This window comes from Vibrio aquaticus (assembly GCF_003970385.1).
GTDB classification, from domain to species: Bacteria; Pseudomonadota; Gammaproteobacteria; order Enterobacterales; family Vibrionaceae; genus Vibrio; species Vibrio aquaticus.
Map to the genome: position 1 here is coordinate 35,663 of NZ_RXZH01000014.1, position 20,893 is coordinate 56,555.

20 protein-coding genes and 1 riboswitch are annotated in these 20,893 nt (G+C 45.2%); of the genes, 15 read left to right on the top strand and 5 right to left on the bottom strand.

Going from position 1 to position 20,893, the window contains the following annotated elements:
• Positions 1-405: 405 nt before the first annotated feature.
• Positions 406-732: a thiosulfate sulfurtransferase GlpE gene (gene glpE / locus EJ063_RS18980; RefSeq protein ID WP_126575870.1), complete on the top strand. Its 327-nt coding sequence runs from the start codon at positions 406-408 to the stop codon at positions 730-732.
• A 4-nt stretch (positions 733-736) separates the two neighbouring features.
• Entirely contained in the window at positions 737-1,570 is an 834-nt protein-coding gene (glpG, locus tag EJ063_RS18985; RefSeq protein ID WP_126575871.1) for a rhomboid family intramembrane serine protease GlpG, read from the top strand.
• A gap of 41 nt (positions 1,571-1,611) precedes the next feature.
• Here glpG and EJ063_RS18990 read toward each other — a convergent pair whose 3' ends face one another.
• Positions 1,612-2,019: a flagellar basal body-associated protein FliL gene (locus EJ063_RS18990; protein WP_126575872.1), complete on the bottom strand. Its 408-nt coding sequence runs from the start codon at positions 2,017-2,019 to the stop codon at positions 1,612-1,614.
• A gap of 165 nt (positions 2,020-2,184) precedes the next feature.
• Here EJ063_RS18990 and EJ063_RS18995 point away from each other — a divergent pair, with 165 nt between their 5' ends.
• Both EJ063_RS18995 and ubiA read left to right on the top strand, forming a co-directional pair.
• Positions 2,185-2,727 (top strand): chorismate lyase, encoded by a 543-nt coding sequence (locus tag EJ063_RS18995; RefSeq protein ID WP_126575873.1) that lies wholly within the window; start codon positions 2,185-2,187, stop codon positions 2,725-2,727.
• Entirely contained in the window at positions 2,724-3,578 is an 855-nt protein-coding gene (gene ubiA / locus EJ063_RS19000) for a 4-hydroxybenzoate octaprenyltransferase (protein ID WP_126575874.1), read from the top strand. Before EJ063_RS18995 ends, ubiA begins: the two co-directional genes overlap by 4 nt.
• Before the next feature lie 51 nt (positions 3,579-3,629).
• Here the strand turns inward: ubiA and plsB are convergent, their stop codons facing one another.
• Entirely contained in the window at positions 3,630-6,065 is a 2,436-nt protein-coding gene (gene plsB, locus EJ063_RS19005) for a glycerol-3-phosphate 1-O-acyltransferase PlsB (protein ID WP_208640378.1), read from the bottom strand.
• A gap of 203 nt (positions 6,066-6,268) precedes the next feature.
• Here plsB and EJ063_RS19010 point away from each other — a divergent pair, with 203 nt between their 5' ends.
• The 6 genes from EJ063_RS19010 to fghA all read left to right on the top strand — a co-directional run bounded on the left by EJ063_RS19010 (position 6,269) and on the right by fghA (position 12,022).
• Positions 6,269-6,631: a diacylglycerol kinase gene (locus tag EJ063_RS19010; protein WP_126575876.1), complete on the top strand. Its 363-nt coding sequence runs from the start codon at positions 6,269-6,271 to the stop codon at positions 6,629-6,631.
• A gap of 86 nt (positions 6,632-6,717) precedes the next feature.
• Complete coding sequence (lexA, locus tag EJ063_RS19015; RefSeq protein WP_126575877.1) at positions 6,718-7,335, top strand: transcriptional repressor LexA; 618 nt, start codon at positions 6,718-6,720, stop codon at positions 7,333-7,335.
• 79 nt (positions 7,336-7,414) lie between these two features.
• Positions 7,415-8,233 (top strand): class I SAM-dependent methyltransferase, encoded by an 819-nt coding sequence (locus EJ063_RS19020; RefSeq protein ID WP_439333297.1) that lies wholly within the window; start codon positions 7,415-7,417, stop codon positions 8,231-8,233.
• A 74-nt stretch (positions 8,234-8,307) separates the two neighbouring features.
• Positions 8,308-9,612 carry an MATE family efflux transporter DinF gene (gene dinF / locus EJ063_RS19025; protein ID WP_208640379.1) on the top strand — a complete coding sequence of 435 codons (1,305 nt, stop codon included), beginning with the start codon at positions 8,308-8,310 and terminating at the stop codon, positions 9,610-9,612.
• A gap of 234 nt (positions 9,613-9,846) precedes the next feature.
• A complete protein-coding gene (locus EJ063_RS19030; RefSeq protein ID WP_126575880.1) occupies positions 9,847-10,995 on the top strand; it encodes an S-(hydroxymethyl)glutathione dehydrogenase/class III alcohol dehydrogenase in 1,149 nt (382 codons plus the stop codon).
• A 187-nt stretch (positions 10,996-11,182) separates the two neighbouring features.
• A complete protein-coding gene (gene fghA / locus EJ063_RS19035; protein WP_126575881.1) occupies positions 11,183-12,022 on the top strand; it encodes an S-formylglutathione hydrolase in 840 nt (279 codons plus the stop codon).
• 77 nt (positions 12,023-12,099) lie between these two features.
• Here the strand turns inward: fghA and sthA are convergent, their stop codons facing one another.
• The gene (sthA, locus tag EJ063_RS19040; RefSeq protein WP_126575882.1) at positions 12,100-13,530 is read right to left on the bottom strand and encodes a Si-specific NAD(P)(+) transhydrogenase; all 1,431 of its coding nucleotides are present in this window, start codon (positions 13,528-13,530) and stop codon (positions 12,100-12,102) included.
• Positions 13,531-13,785: 255 nt separating this feature from the next.
• Between sthA and fabR the strand changes: the two genes are divergently transcribed.
• Positions 13,786-14,427: an HTH-type transcriptional repressor FabR gene (gene fabR / locus EJ063_RS19045; RefSeq protein ID WP_126575883.1), complete on the top strand. Its 642-nt coding sequence runs from the start codon at positions 13,786-13,788 to the stop codon at positions 14,425-14,427.
• Positions 14,427-14,813, top strand: a complete 387-nt coding sequence (locus tag EJ063_RS19050; RefSeq protein WP_126575884.1) for a YijD family membrane protein — start codon at positions 14,427-14,429, stop codon at positions 14,811-14,813. The genes fabR and EJ063_RS19050 overlap by 1 nt, the downstream gene beginning before the upstream one ends.
• Before the next feature lie 70 nt (positions 14,814-14,883).
• On the opposite strand, the gene trmA is transcribed toward EJ063_RS19050, so the two are convergent.
• A complete protein-coding gene (gene trmA / locus EJ063_RS19055) occupies positions 14,884-15,993 on the bottom strand; it encodes a tRNA (uridine(54)-C5)-methyltransferase TrmA (RefSeq protein WP_126575885.1) in 1,110 nt (369 codons plus the stop codon).
• A gap of 201 nt (positions 15,994-16,194) precedes the next feature.
• Positions 16,195-16,394: riboswitch (cobalamin riboswitch) on the top strand.
• A gap of 56 nt (positions 16,395-16,450) precedes the next feature.
• Between trmA and EJ063_RS19060 the strand changes: the two genes are divergently transcribed.
• From EJ063_RS19060 to murI, 3 genes are read left to right on the top strand one after another with little or no spacing between them, the layout of a single operon-like run.
• Entirely contained in the window at positions 16,451-18,394 is a 1,944-nt protein-coding gene (locus EJ063_RS19060) for a TonB-dependent receptor (protein WP_126575886.1), read from the top strand.
• A 50-nt stretch (positions 18,395-18,444) separates the two neighbouring features.
• On the top strand, positions 18,445-19,122 hold the full coding sequence (locus EJ063_RS19065; protein ID WP_126575887.1) for a Dph6-related ATP pyrophosphatase: 678 nt from the start codon (positions 18,445-18,447) through the stop codon (positions 19,120-19,122).
• Between the two features lie 40 nt (positions 19,123-19,162).
• Complete coding sequence (gene murI / locus EJ063_RS19070) at positions 19,163-19,957, top strand: glutamate racemase (RefSeq protein WP_126575888.1); 795 nt, start codon at positions 19,163-19,165, stop codon at positions 19,955-19,957.
• Here murI and EJ063_RS19075 read toward each other — a convergent pair.
• A complete protein-coding gene (locus EJ063_RS19075) occupies positions 19,923-20,372 on the bottom strand; it encodes an RNA recognition motif domain-containing protein (protein WP_126575889.1) in 450 nt (149 codons plus the stop codon). The genes murI and EJ063_RS19075 overlap by 35 nt on opposite strands.
• Positions 20,373-20,893: the final 521 nt, after the last annotated feature.

Consider the following 20,893-nt stretch of genomic DNA (forward strand, 5'->3'; position numbering starts at 1 on the left):
AATCCCCAAATTTAATAAGCCGAGGTCGTATGATCTCGGCTTTTTTATTCTTGATCGAAAATCATCCATTCCGCTCATTTTCGGATCGAAAAGCAAAACGTTTGCCTGTGGGTAACTCTGTGACAAATTTCTTCGCTATCTGTCAGAAAGCAGGGTGAATAAAGGCGTTTAGGCATGATTTGCAATGGGGATAGTTTTCTCATTACACACAAAGAAATAAGGATCATCACTATATATTGTGGATCCAAGATCATTTAGGCACTTTATCAACGCAATCCACAGATTTATCCACAGATGATGAAAATATGATCGCTAGTGGATAACCTTACTCGTGCTATGTACTTGTTAACCACTGGATAGGTTACAATGGCGGCAATTTAAGTACACGACAAAAGAGAATGATTCATGGACCAGTTTAAGCACATAGATGTTGCGGGCGCTCAGCGATTGTTAGAGCAAGAAGAAGCGAGAATGGTCGATATTCGTGACCCTCAATCTTACGCTGTTGCCCATGCCAATGAAGCGTTCCATTTAACCAACGACACTATGGTGAGCTTCATGGACGACGTGGAGTTTGAAACGCCTATCTTAGTGATGTGCTACCACGGAATCAGCAGCCAAGGTGCCGCTCAGTATTTGGTTAACCAAGGCTTTGAGCAGGTGTATAGTGTTGATGGTGGCTTTGAAGCGTGGCAAAGAGCCCAATTGCCGACAGAATCTCATTTAGGATAGTTATATGCATCGACTCATCTCTCTCAACAATCCACGGATGGCACAAGCTTTTATCGATTACATGGCATCTCGCCAGATTGATATTCAAATGATGCCTGAGGGAGATGGGCAATTTGCACTGTGGCTAACCGATGCTCAACACCAAGTGGAAGCGCAAGCCGAACTGGACCACTTTTTAGCTAATCCAAACGCCAACAAATACCAAGCAGCTTCTTGGGAGATGGCAGAGTCACGTAAGACGTCTTTTAACTACCACTCTCCGAGTATGCTCGCGATGATCAAAGCGAAAGCCGGGCCAATGACACTGCTGGTGATGTTGGTGTGTAGTGTTATTTTTATTTTGCAGCAAATCGGCTCTGGTCAGGCGATCTTCTCACTACTGCACTTCCCCGCGTTTACTGGGCAAGAGTGGCAGTTGTGGCGTTGGGTGAGCCACGCATTGCTGCACTTCTCGGTCATGCACATTGCTTTTAACTTACTTTGGTGGTGGCAACTAGGCGGAGACATTGAGCAAAAGCTTGGTTCAGGTAAGCTAGTCCAGTTGTTTGTGGTGTCGGCGGCGCTGTCTGGGGCAGGGCAGTTCTGGGTTGAAGGGGCGAATTTTGGCGGCTTATCCGGTGTTGTTTACGCGTTAGTCGGCTACTTATGGATGCTAGGCTATAAAGCACCGCAAGTGGGTTTGAGCATGCCTAAGCCGGTCATTGGCTTTATGTTAGTGTGGTTGGTTTTGGGCTTTATGCAGCCCTTTATGGCTATTGCCAATACGGCACATTTGGTTGGACTGATATCGGGTGTTGTATTCGGCTTGGTCGATGCCAGTCGGTTCAAAGCGAAATAAAAAAAGCGGCGAATATCGCCGCTTTTTTGTGAGTGTTAGTTCTACTGGTAAAGATACTTAGTAAACAATAAGTCTGCGATGATGGTTTTACCCGTTTCTGGAAGTAGAGTTTCGTTAAGCTGACTCACCAGTGTTTTACGTAAATCCTCACGGCCTGCTAATGACGTGATGGTCTCTTCTGACTGTCGACCAAGCAGCTCAATGACCGCGTCGCGAATCAATGGCTGGTGCTGTTCGATCACTTTCAAATCGGCCTCACTGGCGACCATAATATCGATACGGACCTGAATGTAGCCGAGCTTTTTGCCTTTGGTAAAAAAATTGGTGGTGAGATCAGGCTCTAAAGTGAAATAGGCTAACTTCGGGGCTGATTCATCTTCCGCTAGTGCAGGCAAGGTGATGAGCAAGCTTAAAACGCAAAATATTTGGGCTAGGTAACGTTTAATCATATTTATAACTTTTCTTTCTTCCAATCACGATACTCGAATCGCCAGAGTCTTGTTACAATGGCGCATCTATTTGTAATAAAAATGCGTTAACTGCTCGAAATTGCGGTTAACATAAAAGATTGAAGCTTTATTGTACGATGATAAGGCTACTTATTGAATACTAGTATGAATCAATTGACTGCGCTTTATTTATCGGCATTACGTCAGGCCAAGTGGCAAGACCCCGATAATTTTAGCTTTCCTACACAAAGTGCAAAAAAATGGTTGTTAGAACAGGGCTCATTATCTCGTTTATTAGAGTCTTACTGCCAATCTTTGAACGTAGACCTCATTCATAACAAGGTGGTCAAAGCTGAAAAGCTTAATGATCAAGAGATCGCTTTGTTAGCCAAAGAGTCGTGCCTGTTACGTAAAGTCGTGTTGAAAGGCGATGGTGAAGCTTGGGTATTGGGCCGAACTTTAATTCCGCATTCATCACTGCAAGATCAACAATTTGATTTAACGCAGCAAGGTGAAATCCCGCTTGGCTTAACGGTGTTCAGTGCCAACAATGTTAAGCGAGATGCGCTTCAAGTCAGTCTGGTTGAGGTGAATGATCAGCAGCTGTTAGCTCGCCGTTCTCGTTTGTGGATGAATCATAAGCCGATGTTAGTGGCAGAGTTATTCTTACCAACAGCACCTATCTACCAAGAGGAGAGCGTTGAATGACCTCGGATAAGGCGGTTGCTTACTGGCAACTGATGCGAATGGACAAGCCAATTGGAACCTTATTGCTGCTGTGGCCGACGTTATGGGCGTTGATCATTTCGGCGCAAGGTATGCCAGACATCAAAGTGTTGATTGTGTTTATTCTTGGGGTTGTCTTCATGCGAGCTGCTGGCTGTGTGATCAACGATTTCGCCGATCGCAAAGTCGATGGTCATGTAAAACGTACTAAGCAGCGTCCTTTGCCTTCAGGGCGAGTAAGTTCAAAAGAAGCACTGGGCTTATTCTTTCTTCTCTCTATTAGCTCATTTTTGTTGGTATTGAGTATGAATGCACTCACGATTCAACTCTCTTTTGTCGGCATCGTGCTCGCGTTTATTTACCCATTTATGAAGCGTTTTACTCACTTACCGCAGTTATTTCTAGGTTTGGCGTTCAGTTGGGCGATCCCGATGGCATGGGCGGCACAAGCGCATGAAGTACCAATGATGGTGTGGTTTATCTTCGCTATTAATGCGCTGTGGACAATTGCGTACGACACGCAATATGCCATGGTCGATAGAGACGACGACTTGAAAATTGGGATTAAATCGACCGCGATTCTATTTGGCCGTTTTGACAAGATGATCATTGGTGTGCTGCAGCTAGCCACTTTAGCTATGCTAATGGCAGTGGGTACTTGGTGTCAGCTGGGTGCCAGTTACTACTGGAGCTTACTCATGGTGGGCGCGTTGTTTGTTTATCAGCAGCACCTGATTCGCCACCGTGATAGAGAGCTCTGTTTCCGGGCATTTCTCAATAACAACTACGTGGGTATGATCGTTACCATCGGGTTGTTTATCGCATTCTGGTAAAAAGAAAGGGCATCTATTGAGATGCCCTTTTTTGTACGTGGTCCGTTGCGCTTATTTTGCTTCTACCGTTTGGTAGATACTCTCTTCAATCGTTAAACGCACTTCTGGATACAGCATCGAGTAGAGAAGGGACGCCAGTTGCTCGCTCTTCTCGCTATCGCAGTTTCCATCAACATCGAGATACGCTTGCTGCTTCAACGTCGTAAACAGAGCTGAGAACACGCCTTTATCAAAGAACTCTGGCGCATTGATACCGTGCAGACGGCCAAGGCGCTGTGCAATGTCTTGGCTCTTCTGCTCTAGGTCAGACTTACCAAACTCAGGGTTAGCGACCAATAGGTTCAGCGCAATTGAGTAACGTTGCAGAGTTTCCGTAATCGTGCGACCCAACAGCACGAGCACTTGGCTGTTCGCTGGGTTGATAGACACCTGCTGCTCACTGTTAATGGTAACCAGGCCTTGACGAGCGATCTCTTCAATATACGCTTCGGTTAGCTGACCAAGGTCGGCTTCGTCTACGCTTAAGAACAGCTCTTGCTTAAGGAATGGATAAACCATTGCCACGTTCTGTTTGATTTGCTCTAGCGACAGCTGTTGATGACGAACTAGCATCTGTGCAATCAGCGATGGTAGAGCAAGCAAGTGAATGATGTTGTTGCGGTAATACGTCATCAAGATTGACTGGTTACGGTCAAGTGAGACGATGTCGCCCATGCTGTCTGCTTCAAGCATAAACTTATCCAGAGACTCAGCATGCTTAACTAGAGATTCCGCATCTTCGGTCGGTACTGTGTAAGTACTCGAATAAGGCACATGCTTCAGAATAGATAAGTAACAATCGATCTGATTCACCAAGCTGTCACGAGATAAGGCACGTTGGCGAGAAGCCAATAGCGCTGTAGCACAGAGTGTCAGAGCGTTAGTCGCTGCCGCATCGTTAATGTGCGTCATCATCTTGGTCGCAAGATCGTTCACCACAGGATTAAGCCATTGTGGCTTGCTTGAACCCATTGGGTCGATGTCTTTCGTCCACTCTGGTGCTTTTTCGTTAAGGTATTGGTTTAGTGGAATCGGCTCACCGAAGTTCACATAGCCTTGGCCAAAGTTGCGCAGCTTACGAATCGTTCTAAGTACCTGACCGGCATTCTCTTTCTCTTTACGCTTACCACGTAGCTCTTTGGCATACGTTGCTACTTCCATTACGTGTTCGTAGCCAATATAAACAGGCACTAACGTAACCGGGCGGTTAAGGCCGCGCAGCATCGCTTGAATCGTCATTGCTAACATGCCGGTTTTCGCTTGCAATAGGCGACCCGTACGTGAGCGACCGCCTTCACTGAAGTATTCCACTGAGTAACCTTTGGCAAACAGCTCTGCTAAGTACTCACGGAAAATCGTTGAGTAAAGTTTGTTGCCTTTGAAGCTACGGCGAATAAAGAACGCACCACCACGGCGGAAGATAGGGCCTGCCGGGAAGAAGTTCAGGTTGATACCGGCTGCGATGTGTGGAGGAACCATGCCTTCACGGTATAGAACGTAAGACAGCAGTAGGTAGTCCATATGGCTACGGTGACATGGCACGTAGACAATTTCATGGCCATCTTGGGCTAGTTTACGAACAGTTGTCGCATTGGTGATGTTTAAACCTTGGTAGATACGGTTCCATAACCAACCTAATAGTCGTTCACCATTTTTAATCAGTGAGTAAGAGAAGTCTGCAGCAATCTCATCCATGATCGCTTGCGCTTCTTTACGTGCTTTTTCTATTGGGATGTTTTTCGCGTTTGCTTCGTCTTGAATCGCTTTTTCAATCGCTTTGGATTTCATTAAGCGATCAAACAGCGCTTGGCGACTTGGTAAGTTAGGGCCAGATGCCGCTAGCTTTTGACGAGAGAAGTGAATACGAGCCACGCGCGCCAGTTTGTGCGCAATGGATGCATCCGTCCCGTGAGAGTCCGCCATGTATCGTAGTGATACTACTGGACTGATTCGAACCAAACAGTCACGGCCAGCCAACAGCATCGCTTTCGCTTTTTGAGGGCCATTGAGTGATTGCAAGTAAGGCTTGTGTTGAGATTCTTTACCTGGCTTTCGTCCCCACAACACAGTGGTTGGGATAACTTGTACATCAAGCTCTGAATCGAACTTGTGCTGCTCTAATAATTCAGAGAAGAGCGTAATAGAATCGCTAGGCACATCTTCATCGTTACCCATAAGGGTGTCACGGGAAGAGGTAAACACATAACGAGTAAAGGACTTGCCGTTGATCTCGACTGGGGTCAATGGGTCTGGTAGCCCGAGCTGTAGGACCTGAGTTTGCAATGCGAGTAAGTCAACATCCGAGCGATATGGCAAAGCGTAGACAATAGGCTTGTTGATATCAATGCTATGATCTTCAATTGGGTTTGAAGGGATGGTGGTTCCTTTCACTAGCACTGACATTGGCAGTTTTAGTAAAGAACGCGATAACATTCGTCCAGAAGACATAAGGTTCTTAGCCTCAAATAGGTGTTTGCATAAGCACATTACCAGTTCTTTAACTATAGAAGTGGTAATGTACCCAAGCGGGTATTTTTATAGCCGGCAAGGATAACAGAAACTGGTCGAACCTTTTACTGATTATTGATTATGAAAGCAGCAATTTTTTCACTTAAGAGGGGCGGTGTGTTAAACAAAATAGGAAAAAGTGCGTGAAGCCAAAAACAACCCATGGATTTAAACGGATCAAAAATGCCACTCGCTACTCTTGTCAGGGATTAAAAGCCGCATTTAAACATGAGCCGGCTTTTCAAGAAGAAGTCGTCTTGGCCTCGTTAATGATCCCGGCAGCCTTCTTTATTGCTGATTCTCAGTTAGAACGTTTCGCCCTGATTGGCACCGTTGTTTTGGTGTTGGTGGCGGAGCTGTTTAACAGTGCAATTGAAGCGGTGGTTGATAGAGCGAGTCCGGAGCATCATCCATTAGCAGGACGAGCAAAAGATATTGGTTCAGCGGCAGTGATGGTGACCATGCTGTTAACCGCTTATGTATGGCTAGAAGTGCTGTTTTTCTAAACTTACCAAAAAACAATCAATTGGCTTTTCATTTAAACAATTACTGGATATACTCACAGTTAACTGTATAAAAAGACAGGTGACTTATGAAGCCGTTAACGCCCCGCCAACAACAAGTTTTTGACTTAATCAAAGACAAAATTGATACAACCGGTATGCCACCAACTCGTGCTGAAATCGCACGTGAACTTGGCTTCCGCTCCGCTAATGCAGCGGAAGAGCATTTGAAAGCCCTTGCTCGCAAACAAGCGATTGAAATTATTCCGGGTGCCTCTCGAGGTATTCGCATTCTACTTGAAGATGCAGCCAATGATGACGGTCTACCTCTGATTGGTCAGGTTGCGGCGGGTGAACCTATTCTTGCTCAAGAGCATGTAGAGACCCATTATCAAGTCGATCCAGGCATGTTTAAGCCTCAAGCGGATTTCCTACTGCGCGTAAATGGCGAGAGTATGAAAGACATCGGTATTATGGACGGCGATTTACTGGCAGTACACAAAACTCAAGACGTGCGTGATGGCCAGGTTGTTGTCGCTCGTGTTGATGATGATGTGACGGTTAAACGCTTAGAGCGTAAAGGCTCAACAGTTCTACTTCATGCTGAAAATGAAGAGTTCGAGCCGATTAAAGTTGACCTAACTAGCCAACACCTAGCGATTGAAGGTCTGGCGGTAGGTATCATCCGTAATACTGACTGGATGTAAGTCTTCTTGAGATTTATTCTCATCTGTTGATTTTGCAATTGATATTCATTATCATCTACTTTCTGGCTACAGAAGGAAGATGATAATGGCCACCAAGCAGACATCCACACAACACCGTTACCAAATCCCCAGTAACTTGCTCAAGCCATTGTGGTTTCGTAGCCGTGAAAGCTTGGTTGATAACGGCTTAGTTTATGATCCTATTGCTGCTCGTGCTTGCCAACGTTGCCAATTAGCGCCGGAATGTTTTTCGGGCGACATTGATCAAAAGCAACTCCTCCACGCCACACTTACCCAATTGTGCGATCTGCACGTAACCGACTTTATCAAGCGTAACCCTGATGGCTGGATCGTCAATGTTGGGGCTGGCCTCGATACCCGTTTTTACCGAGTCGATAATGGCCGTTGTCATTGGCTTGAACTTGATGTGACCGAAAACCTTCTATGGCGCCAAAAGCTGTTCCACCGTAGCGAGCGTTATCATCATGTCTGCGGCAGCGTCGATAATCTTGAGTGGCTAGCTCAACTGCCTATCCCAGAAAAAACGCCAGTAATGATTGTCTGTGAGCATGCGCTGCTTGATTGTAAAGAGCAGCAGGTCGCAAAGTTTGTTCAGGCGTTAGGGTGTCACTTTGATTCTGCCCGAGCTTGTATTGTGTTAGCCGGTGATCTTACCGATTCCGCTTTAGGTCAGAAACTGGGTTCAGACATCTATCGTCACGGCTACAGTGATCCGGGGGCGGCGATGCTAGGCTATTTACCTTGGGCTCGTTGGGTTAAAGCCTATCAACCTTTAGAGCAGAATTGTGGCCGATGGAAATTATGGCAGCGCCTACTTAACAAAATTCATTTCTTGAAGCAGCGATTAACACCCGTGGTGGTTCAGCTTCGCTGGTGATCCCGTTACACTTGTCACTCGAATTTCTTTAGAGTGACAACGTGCAAATACTTCAAACTCTCTCCAATCGTGACATGCACAAACAAGTGCTACTGCTCGCGATCCCTATGGTGCTCTCCAATATCACTGTCCCTTTACTTGGGCTGGTGGACGCGGCTGTTATTGGCCATCTCGATCACGCCTGGTATTTAGGTGGGGTGGCACTGGGCAGCACCATGATCAGTGTAACCTTTTGGTTGCTTGGTTTCTTACGGATGTCGACAACGGGTTTGGCAGCACAATCTTATGGTGCGAGTGACAAACAGCAGCTAGGCCTAGTGTTCACCCAAGGTATGGCGATGGCGTTTGGGTTCGCAGCCCTTTTTCTTTTGTTCCACCAAGCGATTGCCAATTGGGTCTTTGGCTTTAGTGATGCCAGTGAGCAAGTCAAACACTATGGCGAGCAATACTTCTCTATTCGGGCGTGGAGTGCGCCGGCGGCATTGGCAAACTTTGTTCTTTTAGGTTGGCTATTAGGCACTCAGAACGCCAAAGCCCCAATGTGGATGGTGATCATTTCCAACGTTACCAATATCGCCTTGGATGTGTTGTTCGTGATTGGTTTTGGCTGGAAAGTGGAAGGTGCGGCGCTCGCTTCCGTTATAGCTGATTATACGGGGATGAGCTTTGGCTTATGGTGTGTATGGCGAAAGTGGCATCAAGACAATTTGCCTGCTGTTCTGGGCCTGATTAAACAGACCACGCAAGGGCTCAGCCGATTCGTAAAGCTTAATCGAGATATCTTTTTACGTTCGCTCTGCTTGCAAGCCACCTTTACCTTCATGACATTCCAAGGGGCAAGCTTTGGTGATGAGATTGTGGCGGCCAATGCGGTATTGATGAGCTTCTTGATGATGATTTCTTATGGCATGGATGGTTTTGCTTATGCCATGGAAGCAATGGTCGGTAAGGCAATAGGGGCGAAAGATCGCAACCAACTCAATCAGTCTCTTATCGGGACGTTTTTCTGGAGCTTGGTGATTTGTCTCGGGCTCACCTTGATGTTTGGTTTGGCGGGATCGGCGTTGATCGGTTTGATCACCGACATCGATCGTGTCCATGCAATAGCGTTAACCTACTTACCTTGGTTAGTCGCCATGCCGCTAGTATCAATGTGGTGTTTTCTTCTTGATGGTATTTTCGTTGGCGCGACAAAAGGCAAAGAGATGCGTAACAGTATGTTCTTATCCACTTGTAGTTTCTTCGCGATATTTTATTTATCGGCGGGCTGGGGAAATCATGCGCTGTGGTTGGCCATGCTCAGCTTTATGGCTACGCGAGGTGTGACACTGGCTATCGTTTTCGCGAGGCAGTGGAAACGAGGGGAGTTCCTTGCCTGAATCGCTATCGGGTTAAGCCAACCATCAAACCGAGCCTATGTGCTCGGTTTCTTGTATCTGAGTTTTGGGCTTACTTTTATTATTACCTATTTGTAATAATTATTTTCAAAATGATGGGATTATCAAATCTGAGCAAATGACTAAAATGGGCACCAACAAAACGACGCAGCAATAAGAAAAAAGCTCTACTACGCTTACTGCGTCCTCTTAACTCCCTTATTGAAGGAAAATCCAATGGCACTAGAACTGAAACCTGGTCAAACTCATATTAAATCAAAAGCAATGGTTGCATGGGCAGCGGGCGAACCACTTAAGCGCGAAGAAGTTGATGTACAACTTCCGAAAGCGGGTGAAGTTCTAGTCCGCATCGTTGCAACGGGCGTTTGTCATACTGACGCATTTACACTGTCAGGTGACGATCCAGAAGGTATCTTCCCTTCAATCCTTGGTCACGAAGGTGGCGGTATTGTTGAAATGGTTGGCGAAGGCGTAACAAGCGTTGAAGTCGGCGACCACGTTATCCCACTTTACACAGCTGAATGTGGCGAGTGTAAGTTCTGTAAATCTGGCAAAACAAACCTTTGTCAGGCAGTGCGTGAAACTCAAGGTAAAGGCCTAATGCCAGATGGTACAAGCCGTTTCTCTATCAACGGTGAGCCAATCTTCCACTACATGGGTTGTTCAACGTTCTCTGAGTACACAGTGCTTCCAGAAATCTCACTGGCGAAAGTAAGCAAAGAAGCACCGCTAGAAGAAGTCTGTCTTCTTGGCTGTGGTGTAACAACCGGTATGGGTGCGGTACTAAACACGGCGAAAGTTGAAAAAGGCGACACTGTTGCGGTATTCGGCCTAGGTGGTATCGGTCTTTCTGCAATCATTGGTGCTCGTATGGCTGGCGCAAGCAAAATCATTGGCGTTGATATCAATGAAAGCAAATTTGAACTTGCGAAACAGCTTGGTGCGACAGACTGCATTAACCCAATGAAATTCGACAAGCCTATCCAAGAAGTGATCGTTGAGATGACAGATGGCGGTGTTGATTACTCATTCGAGTGTATCGGTAACGTAAACGTAATGCGTCAAGCTCTAGAGTGTTGTCACAAAGGCTGGGGTGAATCAATCATCATCGGTGTTGCGGGTGCAGGTCAAGAGATCTCAACTCGTCCATTCCAGCTTGTTACTGGTCGTGTATGGCGCGGTAGCGCATTCGGTGGCGTAAAAGGCCGCACTGAACTACCTGGTATCGTTGACCGTTACATGGAAGGCGAATTTGGCCTTCAAGAGTTCATCACTCACACAATGGGTCTTGATGACGTAAATGAAGCATTTGAACTAATGCACAAAGGTGAGTCTATCCGTACTGTTCTACACATGGATAAGTAATTCACTTAGGTCTCTGATTAATAAACTGTCCTATTGATAAGAGACCGTCTGTTGACTCAGACACAATGTTCGCCACCTTTCGCCCGGGAGGTGGTGACATTCCTTTTATTAAGAGCTTTAAGCCAAGTGCTTTTAATAAAGTGAATGTTTTAAGAAATGAAACCGTCAGCCTTATGGAGAATAACTAATGACTATCGAAAATATTAGCCAAGCCAAAGTCGCTGGTGGTTGGCATAAGCAATATACTCACCGTTCTTCAACGCTGAATTGCGATATGCGCTTTGCGATATTCCTACCGCCAAACGTATCAAAATCAAGCCCTGTGCCCGTTCTTTATTGGCTGTCAGGTTTAACCTGTACCGATGAAAATTTCATGCAGAAAGCTGGGGCGTTCCAACGTGCTGCTGAGTTAGGTATTGCCATTGTTGCGCCTGATACCAGCCCGCGTGGTGACGAGGTGGCTGATGATGAAGGCTACGATCTGGGTCAGGGTGCAGGTTTTTATCTCAATGCGACTCAAGCTCCTTGGTCTCAGCATTACCACATGTATGACTACGTGACACAAGAGTTACCGGCATTGATTGAGGCGAACTTCCCTGTATCGAGCATTAAGTCGATTTCTGGTCACAGCATGGGTGGTCATGGCGCATTAACGATTGGTTTAAAGAATGCAGATAGCTACCGTTCTATTTCTGCGTTCAGCCCAATCAGCAATCCGATGCAAGCACCATGGGGACAAAAAGCGTTCCAAGCTTACCTTGGCAGTGACTTTGAAACTTGGAAGCAGTATGACGCAAGCGAGTTGCTGAAACAGGCGCAAGCTAAGCTACCTATCTTGGTTGACCAAGGCGATGCTGATAACTTCTTGGTTGAGCAGTTAAAACCAGAAGCATTGCAGGCAGCGGCGAAAGCACATGATTCCGATGTGGAAGTGCGTATCCAACCAGGCTATGACCACAGCTACTACTTCATTTCTAGCTTTATCGGTGAGCATTTGGAGTTTCATGCCGCTTACTTAAATCAATAAGCGCGACTGAGAGTACAAATAGAAAAGCCGCACTTCGATGGAAGTGCGGCTTTTTTAGATCGGAGAGATTCAGAATCTTAAAATAAGCGATTCAACCCGTTCAATGCAGCTACGCGGTAAGCTTCAGCCATCGTTGGGTAGTTGAATGTCGTGTTGACGAAGTACTCGATGGTATTCGCTTCGCCTTTCTGCTCCATGATCGCCTGGCCGATGTGAATGATCTCAGCGGCACGTTCACCGAAACAGTGAATACCTAAAATCTCTTTGGTTTCGCGGTGGAATAGAATCTTCAAGCTGCCGATGTCTTTGCCCGCAATCTGTGCGCGAGCAAGGTGTTTAAATGAAGAGCGACCTACTTCGTAAGGCACTTTAGCGGCGGTCAGTTCCTGCTCCGTTTTACCTACTGAGCTGATTTCAGGAATGGTATAAATACCGGTTGGAATATCTTCAATCAGATGACCATCAGCCTGACCTTTGTTGATGGCTTGCGCGACAAATCGACCTTGGTCATATGCAGCACTGGCAAGGCTAGGGTAACCAATCACATCACCCACTGCGTAAACATGCTCAATTTCTGTTTGGTAGTTGCCATCGACCTTTAATTGGCCGCGCGAGTCAGCCTCTAGACCCACGGCAGAAAGGTTCAGTTTATCTGTGTTACCGGTACGTCCGTTGGCGTAAAGAATGCAGTCTGCTCGCATCTTCTTGCCCGACTCTAGGTGAACAATCACCCCATCTTCTGTGCCTTCAATTTTTTCAAACGTTTCATCGTTACGAATGACGACACCGCTGTTCCAGAAGTGGTAGGAAAGCGCGTCTGACACTTCGTTATCTAAGAAGGCCAATAGACGGTCACGAGTGTTGATGAGGTCTGTTTTTACCCCTAAACCACGGAAGATAGACGCATATTCACAACCAATCACGCCGGCACCATAGATAATGATATGACGAGGATCGTGCTTAAGACTTAAGATTGAGTCGCTGTCGTAGATACGTTCATGAGTAAAATCAACACCCTCTGGTTGATATGGACGAGAGCCGGTGGCAATCACAAACCGATCGGCGCTGTATGTCTCTTCTGTACCATCGCTCTGCATAACGGCAATGGTGTACTTATCAATAAAACGAGCGGTACCAAAAATCAGTGAACACTGGTTGCGATCATAGAAGCCTTGGCGTAAGCGAGTCTGCTTATCGATCACTGATTTAGCGTGGCCTAAGATATTAGAAAACGTGGAATGCAGGCTAGTGTTGTTATGGCAAAACAGTGGGTTGTTGTTGAACTCAATAATTCGGCTGACAGCATGGCGAAGTGCTTTTGAAGGAATAGTCCCCCAGTGAGTACAACCACCACCGACACTGCTTTCTTTTTCGACAATGGCGACATTAAGCCCTGCTTTGGTTAATCCCATCGCTGCCCCTTCACCACCGGGGCCACTACCAATAACGATTACATCAAAGTGGTTACTCTCCACCATAGCTTCTTCCTTGTTATATTGTCTTAACATTGCTGTAGCGAGATTTTAACTGATTCGTAGGGCTCGTACACTAAAAGCACACTAGAGAGTCGGTGGGATCACGTAGAATCAAGCAAATAGATTAAAGGGTATGTCGTATGTCTCTAATTGAGGGGGAAAAGATTGAAAAATCAACGGAACTCGGTTTAATTGCCACTCGATCGTCAAAGCGAGAGATTTTGGGTTATCTCCTTAAGTCAATCGTTGTATATTAATGACCATCGCAGTACGAAGTAGAAAACGAATATGAAATCCATGGGAATCCGAGCACAGCAGAAAGAGAAAACACGACGTTCTTTAATTGATGCTGCGTTCAGTCAACTCAGTGCCGATCGAAGCTTCTCCAACCTAAGTCTACGTGAAGTTGCACGTGAAGCAGGCATTGCTCCTACCTCATTTTATCGTCATTTCAAGGATATGGATGAGCTGGGTTTGACCATGGTCGATGAAGGCGGTTTATTGCTGCGCCAATTAATGCGTCAGGCTCGCCAACGCATTGTGAAAGAGGGCAGCGTGATTCGTACTTCGGTTGAAACGTTTATGGAGTTTATCGAAAGTAGCCCAAACGTATTCCGACTATTATTACGTGAGCGCTCTGGGACTTCCTTTGATTTCCGTACTGCCGTTGCACGAGAAATGCAGCACTTTGTAGCCGAAATGACCGAATACCTGATCAGTACAGGTATGACTCGTGACGAAGCGTTTACCCAAGCGGAAGCTTCCGTCACTCTAGTTTTTAGCTCTGGCGCAGAAGCGCTAGACTTGGATGGACCTGAGCGAGATGAACTTGCTGAACGTCTAATAATGCAATTGCGAATGATAGCCAAAGGGGCTTTCTGGTATCGCAAAGAACGTGAACGTAACCGATTAAAAGGTGGGATAGATTAATGTCGAACGAAACAAACCAAGTTAATCGTGGTTCAGAGAAAAAAACCTTAGTACTTGCGCTGATCGCAGGTATGTGTGGTGACGCTATGTTGTCTTGGATGACGATGAGCGAAGTTTCTTTCTCTATTTTTCCACTGATTGCGCTTGTTCTATCAGTACAAGCTCTTTACCAAGAATACTTAAGTAACCCAGTATCAGAAGATATTCCGCTTGTCGGCCTTGCGTGTTTCTTCGTTGGTGCTTTTGGTCACTCAGCATTTGTTAAGGCGCAATACCCAGATGCAGGCTCTAACATGCTGGCGATTTTTGTGACGCTAGGTTTGCTACTGTGGGTAGCAAAGAAACTTGGCTTTTTGACACCGGCGTCAGAAAAAGCAGAATCCTAATCGATTCAAATCAGACTCAATAAAAAACGAGCCACTTGGCTCGTTTTTTTATGTCTTAGGCTAAGGGAAATTATGCTTTTCGCTCTAGCAACACACCCGCTTCCATGTGGTGGGTGTAAGGGAACTGATCAAATAGAGCAAAGCGTGTCACGTTATGTGTTTCGCAAAGCACATCGAGGTTCTCTTTTAGTGTGTCAGGGTTACAAGAGATGTACATGATGCGCTCATAGCCTTGGACCATCTTACAAGTATCAATATCCATACCTGCGCGCGGTGGATCAACGAAGATGGTATTACAGTTGTAGCTCTGAAGATCAACACCGGCATCTTTTAGGCGGCGGAATTCACGCTTGCCTTCGATAGCTTCGGTAAACTCTTCTGCAGATAAACGTAGGATCTGTACGTTATCAATCTTGTTTGCCGCGATGTTGTACTGCGCAGAAACAACAGACGGTTTTGCAAGTTCCGTCGCTAGAACGCGGTCAAAGTTTTGTGCCAGTGCAAGCGAGAAGTTGCCGTTACCACAGTACAGCTCTAACAAATCACCCGTACTTTCTTGAGTACAGTCCACTGCCCACTCAAGCATCTTCTCTGCCACTTTACCGTTTGGCTGAGTAAAACTGTTTTCTACTTGTTGGTAGATGTATGGCTTACCGTTCACGTCCAGCTTTTCAATCACGTAATCGCGATCTAGAACAATCTTCATCTTACGAGCACGACCAATGATGTTTAGGTTAAAACCTTCATCGTTCAGGCGCTGCTTCAGGGCTTTCGCGTTTTCTGTCCACGTATCATCAAGCTGACGATGGTAAAGCAGTGAGACTAAAATCTCCCCGCTTAGCGTAGAAAGGAAATCTACTTGGAATAGCTTACGGCGCAGTGAATCATTGTCTTTCATTGCATCGATAAGTAGCGGCATTAAATCGTTGATTAGGCGGCTCGCCGCTGGGAATTGGTCAACACGGTATTTTTCACGCGTTTCTTGATTAAACATGATGTAGTAAAGGTCTTCACCTTCATGCCAAACACGAAATTCTGCGCGCATGCGGTAGTGCTGCTCTGGAGATTCAAATACTTCCAACTCAGGTACATTGTAAGATGCGAACATTTCGTTAAGACGATCGACTTTATCAGCCAATTGTTCTTGGTAGGTTTGCGGGTTTACATCAAGAGTCGCCATGATTATTACCTTTGGGGTTTTGTACCTGCGGAAGGTGGTTTTAATTTGAGAGCGCAGATTTTATTCAATCTCAGCGCTATGTCCAGTATTGTCCTGTTATGTGTTAAAGATAGTGTGTAAAGACGCAGTTGTGAGTGCGATGAAATGTATCTAAATGATATAAATCTGCAATATTGGCTAGACAAACAACAGTTTGGTTAATACCATCATCGCCAAGCTGGTGTCATCTAGAAGTATAGATGGCTGAATAGGGAATCTGGTGCAAATCCAGAACTGACGCGCAGCGGTAAAAGAGAACGAACACTCATAGACACTGCACTTAGCATAGTGCGGGAAGTCGAGTAAGTAGGCGGTTAACCACGCTCTTAAGTCCGAAGACCTGCCAGCAGCTGAGCAAACACACTGGAAGCAAGGCGCTCCATGCTCAGTAGGACTTACGCGATTTAGGATTATAAAAATGAACCGATCTATTTTAGCGATGACAGTGGCATCGTTACTTTCACACGCCTCTTATTCTTATGCACAAGAAGTCTCAGCAGATGAGACTATGGTGGTTTTAGCCAGAAGTGATTTCAATAACTCGATTGAAGATATTCCGGCGAATGTAACTGTAATTAGTTCTGATGATATTGCTGCAAGTGGAGCAAAAAGCATAGAGGGTTTACTGCGCGCCCGTGCCGGTATTCAAGTATCAGATACAAATAGCGGCCCTTCTTTTTCTTTACGAGGCTTTACTGGGGAGCAAGGTGCGCATAACACTTTAATCTTAGTTGATGGTCGCCGTTTGAATAAGCAGGACTTATCAGCCCCTCAGTTAAGCTCTATTCTGGTTTCTCAAATTGAACGTGTAGAAGTGTTATCTGGTAGTGCAGGTGTACTTTATGGTGATCAAGCGGTAGGTGGTGTAATTAACATCATTACTAAAGGTGGTCGTCAAGATGGTGGTAATGCGTCAATCAGCGTGGGGAGTTTTGATTCTGTTGCGGGTAGCGTTGATGTTTCAAAGCAGCTAAATGACCAGTGGAATGTTTTCTTTAGCGCAAGCCAAGATAACAGCGATAACTACCGTGAACACAATAAGCGTGAAACGGGTGTGTTGTTAGGTCGTCTCAACTACGAACAGGACGAGACGGAGTTTTTCGCGGAAGCAAGTTACTACGATAATAATCGCGAATATGCTGGCTCTCTAACCGAGGAACAGTTTAAAGAAGATCCGACGCAAGCCGGTTCTCCGAACCCTACTGATTACTCTCACGATATCACCAAAGCCTTACGTGCAGGGTATAAGCGTAATCTAAATAGTGATTGGGTTATTGGGACTGATGTGATCTATGACAATACGTCGGGATCAGGCTTAGCTTGGGGCAGTGCGACAACCAGTAAGAGCAAGCAGCTATTTGGTTCGGTTAAAGTAGAAAATCAATTTTCGAACGACTTGGGTCAAGGCAATATCCTTTTAGGCCTTGAAGGCGCAGACAGAGACCATTCATACAAGTCTTCTTCAACAGACCGAGCGAATGAGCAAAATAATTATAGCGTCTATGGGCAAATTAATTATCCATTGATTGATAAACTGACCCTGACAACAGGTGCACGATACAGTGCTGTAGAAGACAAACTGTTCGATAGCGCTATCTACCCAGGAACAGAGAAACTATCAGAATCTCAAGATGCCTATGAATTAGGCCTTAACTACAAAATTAACGAATCTCAACGAGTCTACCTAAGGGGAGAGACGAACTTTAGATTTGCTAAAATTGATGAGCAAGCTTACACATCCCCGGGTGTTATGGGCCTTAAACCTCAAACCGGTAAATCAATCGAAGCGGGTTGGGGACTTTTTGAGACGGCTTATAGTGTAAAAGTTGATGTATTTAACTTACAGCTAGAAGATGAGATTGTCTTTGATAGTAGTGCGCCTACGCCAGTTGGTGGTTTTTTCTCTGGTGCGAATGTTAACGCTGATGAGTCGGAAAGAAATGGGGTTAGCGTAAGCGGTGATTTTTACGCACTTGAAGAGCTGCTACTTGGCGTGGAATATAGTCTCATCGATGCGGAGTTCTCTAGCGGTGACAACAAAGGTAAACAGCTCCCTTGGGTAGCTCGTAATACTGGTCGAGCATTTGCAACTTATGACATTAGCTACGATTGGCAGCTTTTTGTTGAAGGCGTTTACACTGGTACTAGATATAAAGATGGTGATACGTCAAATAGTCTAGATAAATTACCAGCATACTGGTTGAGCAACATTGCAATCAACTTTACTCAAGACACTTGGTCAGCAAGTTTGCGTGTTGATAATGCGTTTGATGAAAAGTATGCGGCAAGCGCAAACAACTGGGGAGCTTACTACCCAGGGGATGGTCGTAAAGTAATGCTAACCGGTGCTTACCATTTCTAATTACTCTAAACCGCCTTCGGGCGGTTTTTTCTTATCTATAGAAACAAGTTATGAAAAAGAACGTCATTATTAGTTGGTCGAGCGGCAAAGACTCGACCCTCACTCTAGAAAGATTAATCGATAGCGACGATTACCAAGTTGTTGGCCTCTATACTACCTATGTAAAAGACGAAGTCCCATTTCAAGCAACGCCAATAGAAGTTCTCGATATTCAGGCTGAGTTGCTGGGGCTTCCTATCTTCAAAATTGAAATGCCAGAATCGTTCCCACCGAACGATATATACCAATCCACGATTGTGAAAGCTTTGAAAGAAAGTGATCTCAATATAGAAGCCGTCGCATTCGGAGATATGTTCTGCAATGGTATCGAAGCATATCGCCGTAGCTATATAGAACCCGCAGGCTGGGAGTGTGTATTTCCATTGCTTGGCGAAGAGAGTGAATCATTAGCCCAAGAGATCCTCCAACGTGGTATCAAAACGCTGGTGGTTACGACGGACGGCACACAAATCTCATCGGACTATTGTGGTCAGTGGTATAGCCAAGAGTTTTTAGACCGCCTGCCTGAAGGGGTTGACCCTTGTGGTGAAGATGGCGAGTTCCATACCTTAGTCACCGAAACCAGAAGCTACTCAGGGAGCATCAAGCTTGAACTAACCCACATTGAATATGGGGAACGTTTTAGTCATCAACGTTACGTAGCGAAGAGATTGCCAAATAGTCACTAGCGAGTATCATTGCCGGGTCGATATAGAATGAGTGACTCAAGTGTCAAATCAACAAGCAAAAATCCTTATCTTTGATTCTGGTGTTGGCGGTTTATCTGTTTATAAAGAAATCCACAATAAGTTACCGCAACTTGAGTACCTCTATATTTTTGATAATGAGGCTTACCCTTATGGTGAGCTTGACCACGATACATTGATCGCTCGCGTTGATAACCTAGTCACTTCCCTTGTTGAAAAGTACAACATCGACCTAGTAGTGATTGCTTGTAATACGGCAAGTACTATTGTTCTGCCAACATTACGCGCTAAATTAACCATTCCAGTGGTTGGGGTTGTACCCGCCATTAAGCCTGCTTCAAATTTGGCTAATAAAGCTGTTGGCCTAATTGCGACTCCGGCAACCATCACTCGACCTTATACTCACGAACTGATCAGAGACTTTTCCCAAAGCAAACCTGTCGAGCTTTTGGGGTCGACACGCTTGGTGGATATCGCTGAAGAGAAGTTAAGAGGCAAAAGCGTTGATTTGGACGAGCTTAAGAAAATACTTTTACCCATAGAGAATAAAATTGACGTTGCAGTGCTTGGGTGCACTCACTTTCCGCTAATTAAAGATGAAATACAGATCGTGCTAAGCGATAGAGTCTTATTAGTTGACTCAGGGGAAGCAATTGCTCGAAGAGTAGAAGATCTATTAAGAATAGAGAAAGAAGAAAGAGAGGTCGGTACAAGAGAGATTTTCTCAACAGCTCCCCCATGGAAAGAGGGAGCGTTGAATAAAGCGCTAAATCATCTCGGGTTTAGTTCTGTTCAACATTATCCGATTGCGATTTAGGATCATTAGCAATACGTACTTTTAGAGTTCGCTGCATATAATCTTGTTCATTTAAAGCATCGATGGCGTTTTGAGCATCAGATGCCGCCATTACTACAAAGCCAAAGCCTCTTCTTTTACCTGTGCGTTTGTCTTTCATTAAACGCACCGCAAAGACTTCACCATGTTTAGCGAAAAGTTCTTTGACGTGAGACTCGTTTGCCTTATATGGAAGGTTACCTACATACAATGTGTTTGTTGAAGGGTCGGTTGCTGATTCTTGTTCAACACTGGTGCTTGAAAGTTTAAGAATAAAAGCGGAAGCCAAAACACCCAATACAAAGCTTAGAGCCGGAGATATCGCTACTTGCGAAAAGATGATTCCACCTAAAACTGCTAAGGCGACAATCATTAACGTCGATTTGTTTGAATTCATATCGGAATACAACTATTAGTTTACGAAAAATAGAGTGTCTACTGTTAACAAAATAGACACAGAGATATTACGTATATGGTTGTTGTTTTTCCAACGTATTGGTGTGACATGACTCAAATGTTGAAATTTTATTCTATTTTTAATGATTTGATTTCTTTTTGAGCAAACAGAAATTAATTTCAAAAAAACACTTGTCATCCTCTCAGACCTCCCTATAATGCCGCTCCATCGACACGGAGTGAGACGAACATCACACACCGTGTTGAAACGAGAGAAAAGAAAGTTTGAAAAAATGCTTGACTCTCAAATCGGGAAGCGTAAGATACGCACCCCTAGCAGCGAGGCATTCAACGCAACGTTCGCTAGAAAAAGCTCTTTAAAAATATAGACCTATCAATCTGTGTGGGCACTCGTTGATGATAATCCAAAGCTTATTTCGATAAGCACAAAGATTTCAATGAACTGAGTGACCAATACAAATAATTACTTTCTTTATAGAGAGGGGTTATTTGGCACAGTCA